The organism is Leucobacter exalbidus (assembly GCF_017834145.1).
Lineage (GTDB): Bacteria > Actinomycetota > Actinomycetes > Actinomycetales > Microbacteriaceae > Leucobacter > Leucobacter exalbidus.
In genome coordinates this window covers 2,865,360-2,878,149 of sequence record NZ_JAFIDA010000001.1, presented here as the reverse complement: position 1 = coordinate 2,878,149, position 12,790 = coordinate 2,865,360, and the positions used below count along the sequence as shown (strand labels likewise).

The following is a 12,790-nucleotide window of genomic DNA, read 5'->3' as shown; positions in this document are numbered from 1 at the left end:
AGCGGCCCGTTAGCAAATAAACTATCCGTGAATGTTTTATTTCGCAAGTACCCAAAACAAACTTGCAGATTCATTGAGGACAAACAAGAATAAATCATTCACAAGTAGAATCTTTACGGTTACACTGGAGCTAATCTCATCAAACCGTGGCGCGACGGTGCACCCGGATTTCACGCAAAGGAGCTGTGAGAGATGTCAACTACCCCGACCCCCCATGTCGCCATTGTTGGGAGCGGCCCGGCTGGCTGCTATTTTGCGCAGTCGTTGTTGCGGTCGGTTCCTGAAAGCACCGTGACGCTGTTCGACCGGCTAGTGTCACCTTTCGGGTTGATTCGCTACGGTGTCGCTGCCGACCACCAGCACACGAAGGCCATTACGCGCCAGTTCGAGCGGTTGTTTCAGTCAGAAGCAGTCCGATTTGCAGGCAATATCGAGGTGGGGCGCGATCTCACCCTCGAAGATCTGCGCGCCAACTTTGACGCGGTGGTCATCGCAACAGGCCTTAGCGCCGACCGCACTTTAGGGATCCCCGGCGCAAATCTTCCCGGAGTCATCGGCGCCGGCACCATTACCCGCACGCTCAACGCGCACCCCGATGAGCAGGCAACCCTCCCCGCACTGGGCACCGATATCGTTATCGTGGGCGCCGGTAACGTGGCGCTGGATCTACTGCGTTTCCTCGTCAAGGGCGCAGACGATTACGAGGCCAGCGACGTTGCAGACTCCGCGCTGCAACCGTATCTCACGGCCCCACCCGAGCACATTACGCTCGTCAGTCGATCAGATGCCGCAGGATCAAAAGGCGATCCGCAAATGTGGAAGGAGCTGGCGGCGCTCGCACGGGCGACCTACATTTCCGCCGACGCAATCGCCCCCGACACGAACCTCGAGCTCGACCGCACGGCGGCCGCTCGCGTCGCCGCGTTGACAGATCTCGTATCTGACGCGCGGGGCACGCAGCCGGGCCCCCGCGTAACCTTGCGCTTCGGTGCGACTCCGCAGCGCATCATCAGTGCCGCGGATAACGCCGCACAGGTTACGGGAATTGAGCTATCTTCAGCCCACGGCTCAGTCACGGTGCCAGCCACTTCCGTCATCACTGCAATCGGTTTTGACGCCGCGGATCACCCCGCGCCGCTACTGCACGCGATTGCGTCCAGCAGCGAATCCGGCCGCGTCGAACCTGGTCTGTACCGCACGGGGTGGGCCAAGCGAGGCCCGCACGGAGCAATTCCCGAGAATCGTGCCTGCGCCAAGTCCGTCGCCGAAGAACTTGCCACAGATTTGAGTGCCGGTTCCATCGTGCCTTCGACTACCAAGCACGGTTTCTCTGGCCTATCCACTTCGGTTCAGGCCCAAGCTGTCGACTACACCGATTGGCTCGTTCTCGATGCCCATGAGCGTGAGAATGCTCCCGCCGGGCGCGTGCGACGCAAACTTTCAGATCATCATCATATGGCCGCGATCGCTCGCGGTACGGCCACCACCACACGAGCATGACCCCACACGAAAGGACCTCAGCCATGAAGTTCACTGTTCTCTACGGCACCGAATCCGGCAACTCCGAGCTCATCGCAGAAGATCTCGGCGAGAAGCTACGTGCTGGCCACGATGACGTGGAAGTGCACGACCTGCAGAATTTTGACCCCGCATCGCTCACCGCCGAGCGATTCACCATTGTGGTCTGCTCCACTCACGGCGAGGGTGACCTCCCGAACACCGCCATCCCGTTTGTTGAGGCATTCGACGCTGCACTGCCTGATCTCACTGGCCTGCAGTACGCCATGTTTGGGCTCGGCGACACGTTCTACGAGGAGACCTACAGCCAGGGCAGCGAGCACATTGACCGCCGTTTCACGGCTCAGGGCGGCGTACGCGTGGGTGACTATGGTCGCCACGACGCTTCATCATGGGACCTGGGCAGCGATGTCGCAATCGAATGGATCGACGGAGTACTCGAGGCAGCTTCGGCCGCTGTATAACTACACCGCTTCAACACTTCAGCTCCCTGTTACTGGTAACCGGGAGCTGAAGTGTTTGTGCGGCTTATCACCGCAACTTCGACTGAGTTAGGCCTTGGAGGCCTGTTCAACAAGCGCGGAGAAGATACTGGCGCGGTCTGCAAGGTTTGCTTCGGGCTCTTCGGGGTGCCACTGGATTCCTACTACCCAGCTGGCATCCCGATGTTCGGTGCCTTCGACAATACCGTCGTGAGCGTGCGCGGTGGCCCGCAAGGCAGGCGCGACATCGGCGACCGCCTGATGATGCCCGTTGCGCACCGTGACTGCTGTACGCCCCATGATGCGAGCGATCTTTGAATCTTCCTCGAGGATTACGTCTTCGTCGACAAACAAGGGCGATCCGGTGCCGCGATGCATCGGCCACTCGGCGATGTCAGGAATCAGCGTGCCCCCGAAAGCGACATTGAGCAGCTGCGAGCCGCGACAAATCGCGAGTGTGGGCAAGTCACGTGAGACCGCATCTTGGATCAGGTTGATGCAATAGTCGTCGGCACGACGGTCCACACCGTACTCGTTGGCGGGAGCTGGGCCGTCGTAGCCGTAGCAGGCGCCGTCGACATCTCCGCCACCCAAAATGACGATTGCCGCGGCGTCTTCGAACACGCCAGCCGCAGGCTGTAGCGCCGGGCCAGCTGCATCGACCAGCCGAGGGCGCCCGCCTGCTGCGCGAACCGCGTCAAAGGCGATGCGGGTGAACTCGTCTTGAAGATCGTGCGCAGACTGGTTCATCCCGGGGAAGGTCAACGAAACCACCATCGGGATGAGTGGCCCGTTCGGGTTTTCGTCGGCGTGAGAGAGAAATGGTGCAGCATCGACCACCAGGTCAGTCATCGGTACGTCCTTTCAAGCGGAAGGCCTGGCTTGTGCGCAGGCGTGGTTTTTCAAGAGGTGGGGCGCAGCTTCGCCCCCATCTCGGTTGAGACGGGGGCGAAGCTGCGCCGTATAGATCTTCTTTAGCGAACGACGGTCTTAATCGGACCGCTGGCATCAGCCGACGGAGCGTCGCCTCGCGTGTAGGCCTTGGAGACGAGCATGTAGATCCAGCCCACGCCGATCACACCGACGGTGGTCATGATCAGCAGATAGTCCTCGGCCCAGCCACCACCAGTGGGGCGCGGCCAAAGAATATTCCCGATAGCCGCAAGGCCCCAGATCAGAGCCATGATGTTGACCGGGTAGGCCCAGGCGCCCAGTTTGAACTTACCTGCTGGCTTCCAGCCAAGAATGCGTGCGCGAAGAGCGGCAAGTACCACCATCTGGAAGCCCATGTAAATTCCGACCGTGCCAAACCCAACCATGGCAGTAAGCGCATCTTCAAGGAGCAGAGATAGCACCACTACTGCAGCCGGGAAAAAGGCAGCAATGAGGAGAGCGTTGTTGGGAACGTGGCGCTTTTCGTTGAACTCGGCGAGAAACTTCGATCCGGGGAGGAAGCCGTCACGGCCCATTGAGTAGATCAAGCGGCTTGCGGCTGCTTGAAGACTCGTGATGCAAGAGAGGAAGGCGATGACGATAACAAACATCACTACGGGGAAGATCGGGCCGAACGCATTGTGAAGAATATCGCCGATCGGGTCGACCACTTCACCGCTGGCAACGGCTTGGAAATCGGGAACGGCAAGCACCAGGGAGAAGGCCAGCAGGTTGGCAGCAAAACCGCCGATGTACATCGTCAGGCGCATGGCCTTCGGTACCCGAGCACTGGGGTTCTTGATCTCTTCAGCGACGTCGCCGTTGGCTTCAAACCCGTAGTAAGCAAACATGCCGATGAGAGCGGCAGCTGCGAACGCGCCCAGGTAGCCACCGGGGGCGTCGTTACCGATGCCCTGGTTGTCGAACAGCACGGAGAAGTCGTGGTGGCGGTTGAAGATCAGCAGGTAGCCGCCGATCACGACGGCGCCGATCATCTCAGCGATGAGACCGACGGTAGCCGCGAGGCTCAGTACCTTAGTGCCAGAGAAGTTCAGCAGCGTGGCGATCACCAGGGTACCGAGCGCGATGAGAACGGTAGCCCCGGCGTCGAGCGTGCCGCCGAACACTGAAGCGATAAACGGGGCGGCCCCGTACGCGACAGCAGCAATGGTGCCGACAAGCGCTACAACGTAGATCCAGCCATTCATCCACGCCCACTTGCGCCCCCAAAGACGGCGTGACCACGGGTACACTCCGCCGGTCACGGGATAGTTGGAGACTACTTCGCCAAAGACCAACGCCACCAAGAACTGCCCAACAAGCGCGATGATGAGGGCCCAAGCCATGGGCGGACCGGCCTCGGCGAGGGAGATCGCGAACATCGAGTAGACGCCGGCGATGGGTGAAAGGTAGGTAAACCCGAGTGAGACGTTGCCCCAAAAGCTCATCTCACGTTTAAACGTGGTGTCGTACGTATAGCCGAGAGACGCGAGGTGTGCCGCGTCTTCGTCGTGCTCGACGACAGTATCTTGGTGTGTCATGGTCGCTTGGTACTCCCTTGTACGTCCGCTAGCGGATTCCATCAATCAATGAAGATGGATGCTTACAATCTAGATCTAGATGTTTAATTAGGCAAGTAACTTAAAGAGTTTTTGTTTTTGTAATCTACTTGAAACATTTATTTCATGCATTCATGAATGTTAAATTTCTATCGACTTCGACATCGCCCCACTCCGAAACCCCGTTCTCCTGGGTTCGCACCCCAAACACGTTTCGGGCCACACCATGACAGCGACTTGTCCCTCGGTCCTCGGCGGCGCTGACGTGCGGCTTAAATATCGCGTGGTTCGATCGTGGTGTTGCGGTGTGCTTCGTTAAGAGCCTGGGCTGCCCGGGTGAGTGCTTCGGCGAGGGCCTTGGCGGTCGCAGTGGCGGTCGCCCTGACCAGGCCGATGAACAGATCACTGATCAGCAGTTTGCACATCATCAAGGGGGCGCAAGTTGACGATTGTCCTGCAATTTTGCGGAGAATCTGGGGGACACTCGTCAAAACCCGCCCCATCGAAGCAGTTCCACGAAGCACGCTCGCTTCAGCTTCGCGAGCAGACACCCACCTCCCAAAAATTCCCCAGAAACCCCCTGCCAATTTCGCCCACACAATGTAGACTGAAAATAATTTCAACTTGTACCGCCTGCATCTCTCACCCCGCCAGGCAATGATTTCGAGGAGCAACATGACGACGTGGCGCATGCCCATCGAGGGTCACGAGCAAGAACGCCTGTGGCTCGCCTGGCCCACCAGCGGCTACACCCTGGGTGACACCGAAGCCGAGGTCCTCGAAGCCCGCACCACCTGGGCCGCCGTCGCCAACGCCGCGAGCGAGCACGAGCACGTCACAGTGGTCGTCAACCCGGGTGACGAAGCCATCGCCTCGCAGTTTCTGTCGAAGCAGATTGATCGCCTCGTCGCACCCCTGAACGACGCTTGGATGCGCGACATCGGCCCGAGCTTCGTGCTTGACGAGAACGGCAAACTCGGCGCCGTGAACTTTGTGTTCAACGGTTGGGGCGCCCAGGATTGGGCCAGCTGGGATAAGGACGAGCACATCGGCAAGATCGTGGCCGAGGCCGCCGGCGCCGAACTCATTGATTCAAAGATGGTGAACGAGGGCGGCGGCATCCAGGTCGATGGCACCGGTCGCGTCGTACTCACCGAGACGGTGCAGCTCGATCCTGGTCGCAACCCCGGCCGCACCAAGGCGAACGTTGAGAAGGAGCTCGCCCGCACGATCGGCACGACGAGCGCCCTCTGGCTCCCCCGCGGCCTCACCCGCGACCACGACACCTTTGGCACGCGCGGCCACTCCGATATTCTCGCTGCCTTCGCGACGCCCGACGTGCTGCTGATGCACCGTCAAGATTCGCAGTCTCACCCCGATCACGAGATCGCGAAGACGAACCGTGAGGTCGCCGAAGAGTACCGCAGTCTCAACTCGGCAGGATTCGACATCATCGATCTCCCGGCCCCTGAGACGCTGCGCGACGACGAGGGTTTCGTTGACTACAGCTACATCAACCACGTCGTCATTAACGGCGCGGTGCTTGCCTGTTCTTACGGTGATCCGGCAGACGACAAGGCCCTGGGCGTGCTGCGCGACGTGTACCCCGGCCGCGAGGTCATCGGCATCGATGCGCGCCCGCTGTTCGCGCGCGGTGGTGGTATTCACTGCATCACCCAGCAGCAGCCGAAGGTCGCGTAGACTCTAGGTAGCTGCGGTGTAACGCACTCACTCAACGCCTGGGCGTCCGGAATGATCCGGCCACCCAGGCGTTGTAGTTGGTACAGGTGCCACGCACCCACCCACTGCCCAGGCTCCACCGCCCACCCACTTCACAGAGGTAGCCCCCGACTTGTCAACGCTCCTGCGTATTCTGCGATTCACGCGTTCGCTCACCCCCTATTACGTCGGCATCATGGTCGCCGCCGCGATCATCACGGCCGCGGGCATCGCGGTGCCCTTCATTACCGGCGCCGCCACCGACGTGGTTGTTGACGCGGTCGCCTCGGTGAACGACGGCTCCGGAGTGCCCGAGGGCGCCATTCGCACGGTCGTGTTGCTCGCGCTGGCGCTGTTGGCGGCGAGCCTCGTTGAGACCTTTGTGAGCAACGTGGGTGGGTACTGGGGCGATGTGATGAGCGCGCGCATGCGCACGATCCTGTCGACCCGGTACTTCGAGCAGCTGCTCGCGCTGCCCCAGCGTTACTTCGATAGCGAGCTCAGCGGCACCATTGTGGCCCGCCTGAACCGCTCGATCACCGAGGTCACGAACTTCATGAAGTCGTTCTCGAACATGTTCGTGACGATGATTATGACCACGATTGCGGTGCTCACGATCAGTGCCTGGCATTACTGGCCGCTCGCCGTGTTGCTTGCGATCGCGTACCCGCTGTACCTGTGGCTCACGGCGCTCACGAGCCGCAAGTGGCAGCGCATCGAAGATGCAAAGAACGTGCATGTTGATGAGGCGTCGGGCCGGTTTGCCGAGGTCATCGGTCAGATGCGGGTCGTGAAATCCTTCGCCCGCGAAGAGAGCGAACTGAACAAGTTCGACGGCCACTTCAATGAGACGATCGGCCTGACGAGCGCGCAATCGCGCCACTGGCATACGATGGATGGCCTGCGCCGCGCGGTGCTGAATGTCATTTTCTTCGCGCTCTACATCATCATTTTTGTGCGCACCGTGACCGGTTTCTTCACCCCCGGCGAGATGGTGATGCTGATCCAGCTGATGGCCATGGCCCGCCAGCCCGTGCAGAACCTGAGCTGGGTGGTCGACATGGGCCAGCGCGCCGCGGCGGGTTCGCGCTCGTACTTCGAGGTGATGGATCTCGACCCCGCGACCGCGAGCGGGTCGGGGTCGTTCCCCATTGATCCGGATCACGCCCCAGCCCAAGCCCCCACCGCCGGGCCGCGCCCCGCAGTGTCATTCAAGGGCGTGAGTTTTGGGTACGACGATGATTCCAAGGTGCTCGAGGACATCACGTTCCATGCGCACCGCGGCGAACGCATTGCGTTCGTGGGTGAGTCTGGCGGCGGCAAGTCGACGCTCATCAGCCTGCTGCTCGGGTTCTACGGCACCCACAATGGCAACATTGAGGTGGCGGGCGCCGGGGCCGATTTGGCTTCGCTGCGCCGCGGCATTGGCGTCGTGTTTCAAGACCCGTCACTGTTCTCGGGCACGATCGCCGAGAACATTGCGTACGGTCGCCCCGACGCAACGCGCGCACAGATTGAGGATGTCGCGGGTCGCGCCGCGGTCGCAGAGTTTGTCGCCAAGCTTCCTGACGGGTATGACACCCTGATCGGTGAGCGCGGCATGAAGCTCTCGGGTGGCCAGAAGCAGCGCATCGCAGTGGCCCGCGCCATGCTGAAGGACGCCCCCATCTTGGTGCTCGACGAGGCCACGAGCGCGCTCGACACGAAGTCTGAGCGGCTCGTGCAGCAGGGGCTTGACGATCTGATGCACGATCGCACGAGCTTCATCATCGCGCACCGGCTGTCGACGATCGCCGAGGTCGATCGGATCATCACGCTCAAGGGTGGTCGCATCGATGAGGTGGGTTCGCCCGCTGAGCTTGCGACCTCGGGCGGCATTTACGCCGAGCTGCTGTCACTGCAGAATTCGGCGTCGAAGGCCGACCGCAAGCGCCTCAAGCGCTTTGACGTGATCGGCTAACGAGCTTCTTGCGCGCCGGGCCGGTGAGCCGTCAGCTCACCGGCCGATCAACCGATGGGCCGCGAGCATAATGTGGCAGTCGAGGCCGCGCTGGCCGTAGGCCCAGCCGTCGCCGAGCAGTGTGCCGACGCGGTCGAGCCGCTGTCGCACCGTGTTCTCGTGCACGCGCAGGTCGAGGGCGGCCTGCGCAACCGAGTGCCCCGCGTGCAAAAAAGCGGCCGCGGTCTCTGCGAGGGCGGTGCCGTGATCGCGGTCGTAATCAAGCACAGCACCGATCACCTCGGTCACCCCGAGCCGCGTCGGTTCGAGCGTCACCTTTGACAGGAACGCCCCGATGGCGCCGTACGTTTTCAGCGACACGAGTGTCTGCGAGAAGTTCGATCGCCGCGCAGCTTCGAGCACCCGTTCCACGAGCGCAAATTCGTCGGGCACCACCTCAAACATGTGCAGTTTGGGTGAGTGCCCCACAAGCATTGCGCCCCAGCGGCGAGCGCCCCGCTCTTCGAGCTCGTGTTGAATGCGGGTGAATGCCGCCTCGGGTACAACCCCGACGATCTGCTCCCCCAGCTTGGCGTGCAGCAGCGACGGCCCGAAGTCGACTTCGAGGCGGTGGGAGAAGTCGCGCAGGGTGGATTCTGAGCCGTCGACCACCAGAATGCGAAACGGTTTGCCCGCTTCGATGCCGAGTTCGGTCAGCTGGGTCACGACCGCGAAGCTGAGCCCGCTGGGGGCCGGGGCGAGCACCTGATCGATGAGCTCGCGGCGGCGCCTGGCGAGGTCGCCGCGCTCTCGGTCTTGGGCGCTCAGAAATGCTCCCAGCACCCGGGCGCAGCGCTGCAGCACCTGCTCGTCGCTGGGTGAGAGCTCGCCCTCGACCATCACTGCGCCCACGAGTTCGTCGTTGCGCGTGGCCGCCATGATGGCGTGGCTACTGCCGTCTTCGCGGGTGTGCGTTTGCGGGGTACCCGTGCGGGCCGAGAGTGCGAATAGCGGCCGCTCGGCATCACCGATTTCAGCGGCGGCCGCGCGCATGTCGTATCGCACGGTCAGGTCCACCAGTTGCACGGTTCGGCCGATGGCCCGGGTCATGCCGTCGCGCAGTGCACCGAGCCCGCCGCCGCCCGCGATTGCATCCATCAGGGCTTCGTCGGCGCCGGTCACCCGTCGCTCGGTGGCGAGCTCGCGTTGGGCTGCGGCCTCGGCCTCACGCAGTTCTTGGGCGATCTGTTTCAGGTCGGCGACCCGGTTCATGTTGTCGATGGCGACCGCGGCCAGGTTCGCAAGGGTTTGTGTGACGTACACCTGCTCGGCGGTGAACGGTTGTACGAAGCGGTTCGCGACAAGCAGTGCGCCAATGATCTCGCCGCCCGAGCGCATCGGGGCACCCAGAATGGCACGCACGCCCTCGGCTTCGACCACGCGGTCGACGCCGTCGTCGTGCATCAGGGTGTCGTCGACCGAGTAGTCAGAGGTTTGTACCGGGCCGCCAGCCTGTGCCACTCGCCCGAGTACCCCGCTGCCCAGCGGCATCTGCAGGGTGCGGTATTCCTCGGTCCACACCCCTGAGGTTTCGACGATGCTGGTGAACCCCGAGCCGTCGATGCCGTTCAGGCTGATGTAGGCCATGTCGACGTCGAGCAGGGTTCTCGCACGCGCGACCAGCTGCTGCAGCGCCTCTGAGTTGTCTCTGATCGAGGTGATGGCGATCGCGAACTCAGAGATTGAGCTGGTGAGGCGCTGTTGCCTGCGAGCCCATGCCACGAGTTCGTCATGGTTCGCCGTGGGCACCACGAGGTTCTTCATGTGTGAAACTCTATCTACTTCTCACAAATGTAGAGAACTCTCCACATTGATTACGCATGCGCGACGGCATGCTCGTAGTACACGGCCTCGCTACGGGGCCGCCCAGCTCGCCTCAGCTCAACGGAGAACTCATGAGCCACACCCCCTCAACCCGCACCATTCGCGGCGCGGTTTTGAATCAGCTCGGCGCACCGGCCCCCTATGCCACGAGCCGCCCGATCAGCGTCGATACGCTCACCCTCAGCGAGCCCGGCGCCCACGAGCTGCTCGTGCGCATCGAAGCCGCAAGCATCTGCCACTCTGACCTTTCAGTGGTCAACGGTTCACGGCCGCGCCCCGTGCCCATGCTCCTCGGCCATGAGGCCGCGGGCATCGTCGAACAGCTCGGCGAGGGCGTCGAAGACCTGCAGCTTGGCCAGCGCGTCGTGCTCACTTTCCTCCCCCGCTGCGGCGAGTGCGCCCAGTGTGGCACCGACGGCCGGCTCCCCTGCTCAGAGGGCAGCCGCACCAACGAAGTGGGCACGTTGCTCGAGGGCAGTCGTCACCTCACGCGCGGCGACGAAGACGTTCACCACCACCTCGGTTGCTCGGGCTTTGCCGAGTACGCCGTCGTCGATCGCCGCTCGGTGGTGGCCGTCGGTGACGATGTTCCCGCAGATATTGCCGCGGTGCTCGGGTGCGCGGTGCTCACGGGCGGCGGCGCGGTGCTCAACGCTGCCAAGCTCACCGCGAACGACACGATCGCCGTCGTCGGGTTGGGCGGCGTGGGCATGGCCGCGCTGCTCACCGCGCTCGCGGTGCACCCGCGCGAGGTATACGCCGTCGACGCCAACGAAGCGAAGCTCGAGCTCGCCCGCGAGTGGGGCGTGACTGCGGCGTACACCCCGCAGCAGGCGCTTGAGGCGGGCATCACCGCCGACGTCGTCATCGAGGCCGTCGGCCACCCCCGCGCGTTTGAAACGGCCTACCAAATGATCGGCTTCGGCGGCACGCTCGTCACTGTGGGTCTGCCCGCCCCCGGCGCCATGAGCGAGATCGAACCGCTCAAGCTCACCGCCCGCGCACAGACCGTCATCGGCTCGTACCTGGGCTCGGCCGTTCCCAGCCGTGACATTCCCAAGTTTGAGCAGCTGTGGCGCGAAGGCAAGCTGCCGCTCGAGCGGCTGATCAGCGGCACCATCGACCTCGACGACATCAACGAGGGCATGGATGCCCTCGCCTCGGGCACGGTGCTGCGCCAGATCATTCGCATGCCCCAGGCCAACGCCTAAATTTTTCCCCGCTTTCCCCATTTTCCCCACGCATTCGCACGACATCTAAGGACACTCTCATGACCACTCCCCAACACTTCCGCGTCGCGGTTCTCGGTTCAGGCTTCGGCGGCCTCGGCATGGCTGCGCAGCTCGTGCGCGCCGGCGAAGACAGCTTCGCCGTGTTTGAGAAGGCTGACGCTGTGGGCGGCGTCTGGCGCGACAACACGTACCCTGGCGCCGCGTGCGACACCCAGGCGCACGTGTATAACTACACCTTCTTCCCGCACCTGCGCGTCTCAAAGATGTTCGCCGGTCAAGACGAAATGCTCGGCTACCAGCAGCAATTGCGCGACGCCTTCGGCATCGAGAAGCACATGCACTACAACGCTGAGATCGTGTCGGCGCGCTGGAACGAAGCAGAAGCGCACTGGCTCATCACGCTGCGCAGCGGCGAGCAGTACACCGCCGACTTCTTCATCCCCGCCTGGGGCCAGCTGAACTCGTCGAAGATCCCCGATTGGAAGGGTCGCGAGAACTTCAAGGGTGAGCAGTTCCACTCGGCACACTGGCGCCACGATGTAGACCTCACAGGCAAGAAGGTCATCTCGATCGGCTCGGCAGCTTCAGCCGTGCAGTACGTCCCCTTCGTCGCCGAAGAGGCCGCCCAGCTCGAGGTCTTCCAGCGCTCAGCAAACTTCATTCTGCCCCGCGATCAGATCGAGTTCACCGAGGCCCAGCTCGACACCTTCGAGCAGAACCCCGAGACGTTCGAGGAATCACGCCGCGGCATCCACGAGCTGCGCGAAGCAGGCTTCGAGCGCACCCGCTCCAACACCGACGGCCAAGCTGAGGGCGCGAAGGAGTCCATCGCTTACCTCCACTCGGTCATCGAAGACCCCGAGCTGCGCGAGAAGCTCACCCCCACCTACGAGTTTGGATGCAAGCGCATTCTGCGCACCTCGGCCTACTACCCCACCTTCTTGCGCGACAATGTCGAGCTCGTCACCGAGGGCATTTCGCACTTCACCGAGAACGGTATCGTCACCGCCGATGGCGTTGAGCACGAGGCCGACGTCATCATCTACGCGACCGGTTTCCACTCGCAGAACTTCCAGGGTGACCTCGAGATCATCGGCCGCGACGGCATCTCGCTCGCCGAGCGCTGGGGTACCGAGGATGCCGAGGCCTTCGTGGGTCTCGCCGTCGATGGCTTCCCCAACATGTTCCTGATGTACGGCCCCAACACAAACCTGAACCACAACTCGGTCGTCACGATGCTCGAGATCCAGCAGGCCTACGTCAAGGACGTGCTCGCCAAGACCGCCGACATTGAGAAGGTCTCGGTTGACGTGCGCCGCGACCGCCTCGATGCCTTCAACGAGGCACTGCAGGCCGAAATGAACGGTTCGGCGTTCTCGAGCGATTGCTCAAGCTGGTACAAGAACTCCAAGGGCAAGGTCATCAACAACTGGTCGGGCACCGTCGAGGAGTACCGCGACTGGGCACGCGAGTTCAACGCCGAGGACTACACCGTGAAGTCGGCTGTGCTGGTGGAGGCCTAAC

General features: G+C 62.4%; 10 protein-coding genes. 6 read left to right on the top strand and 4 right to left on the bottom strand.

The window, feature by feature from the left end:
- The first annotated feature begins 192 nt into the window (after nt 1-192).
- Entirely contained in the window at nt 193-1,500 is a 1,308-nt protein-coding gene (locus JOF28_RS13070) for an FAD-dependent oxidoreductase (protein WP_209706141.1), read from the top strand.
- 23 nt (nt 1,501-1,523) lie between these two features.
- Nucleotides 1,524-1,982, top strand: coding sequence for a flavodoxin domain-containing protein (locus JOF28_RS13065; protein WP_209706139.1), 459 nt, complete (start codon nt 1,524-1,526; stop codon nt 1,980-1,982).
- An 87-nt stretch (nt 1,983-2,069) separates the two neighbouring features.
- Here JOF28_RS13065 and JOF28_RS13060 read toward each other — a convergent pair whose 3' ends face one another.
- The 3 genes from JOF28_RS13060 to JOF28_RS13050 form a co-directional block, all read right to left on the bottom strand.
- Nucleotides 2,070-2,852 (bottom strand): gamma-glutamyl-gamma-aminobutyrate hydrolase family protein, encoded by a 783-nt coding sequence (locus JOF28_RS13060; RefSeq protein ID WP_209706138.1) that lies wholly within the window; start codon nt 2,850-2,852, stop codon nt 2,070-2,072.
- Nucleotides 2,853-2,974: 122 nt separating this feature from the next.
- Nucleotides 2,975-4,474, bottom strand: coding sequence for an APC family permease (locus tag JOF28_RS13055; protein ID WP_209706137.1), 1,500 nt, complete (start codon nt 4,472-4,474; stop codon nt 2,975-2,977).
- A 290-nt stretch (nt 4,475-4,764) separates the two neighbouring features.
- On the bottom strand, nt 4,765-5,043 hold the full coding sequence (locus tag JOF28_RS13050; protein WP_209706136.1) for a hypothetical protein: 279 nt from the start codon (nt 5,041-5,043) through the stop codon (nt 4,765-4,767).
- Between the two features lie 124 nt (nt 5,044-5,167).
- On the opposite strand from JOF28_RS13050, the gene JOF28_RS13045 reads away from it, so the two are divergent.
- Together JOF28_RS13045 and JOF28_RS13040 are read left to right on the top strand one after the other, a co-directional pair.
- Nucleotides 5,168-6,193, top strand: a complete 1,026-nt coding sequence (locus JOF28_RS13045) for an agmatine deiminase family protein (RefSeq protein ID WP_209706135.1) — start codon at nt 5,168-5,170, stop codon at nt 6,191-6,193.
- A 151-nt stretch (nt 6,194-6,344) separates the two neighbouring features.
- A complete protein-coding gene (locus tag JOF28_RS13040) occupies nt 6,345-8,171 on the top strand; it encodes an ABC transporter ATP-binding protein (RefSeq protein ID WP_209706134.1) in 1,827 nt (608 codons plus the stop codon).
- 36 nt (nt 8,172-8,207) lie between these two features.
- Here JOF28_RS13040 and JOF28_RS13035 read toward each other — a convergent pair whose 3' ends face one another.
- Entirely contained in the window at nt 8,208-9,974 is a 1,767-nt protein-coding gene (locus tag JOF28_RS13035) for a helix-turn-helix domain-containing protein (protein ID WP_209706133.1), read from the bottom strand.
- A gap of 131 nt (nt 9,975-10,105) precedes the next feature.
- On the opposite strand from JOF28_RS13035, the gene JOF28_RS13030 reads away from it, so the two are divergent.
- A complete protein-coding gene (locus JOF28_RS13030) occupies nt 10,106-11,245 on the top strand; it encodes an alcohol dehydrogenase catalytic domain-containing protein (protein ID WP_209706132.1) in 1,140 nt (379 codons plus the stop codon).
- 59 nt (nt 11,246-11,304) lie between these two features.
- Nucleotides 11,305-12,789, top strand: coding sequence for a flavin-containing monooxygenase (locus JOF28_RS13025; RefSeq protein ID WP_209706131.1), 1,485 nt, complete (start codon nt 11,305-11,307; stop codon nt 12,787-12,789).
- The last annotated feature ends 1 nt before the right edge of the window (nt 12,790 follow it).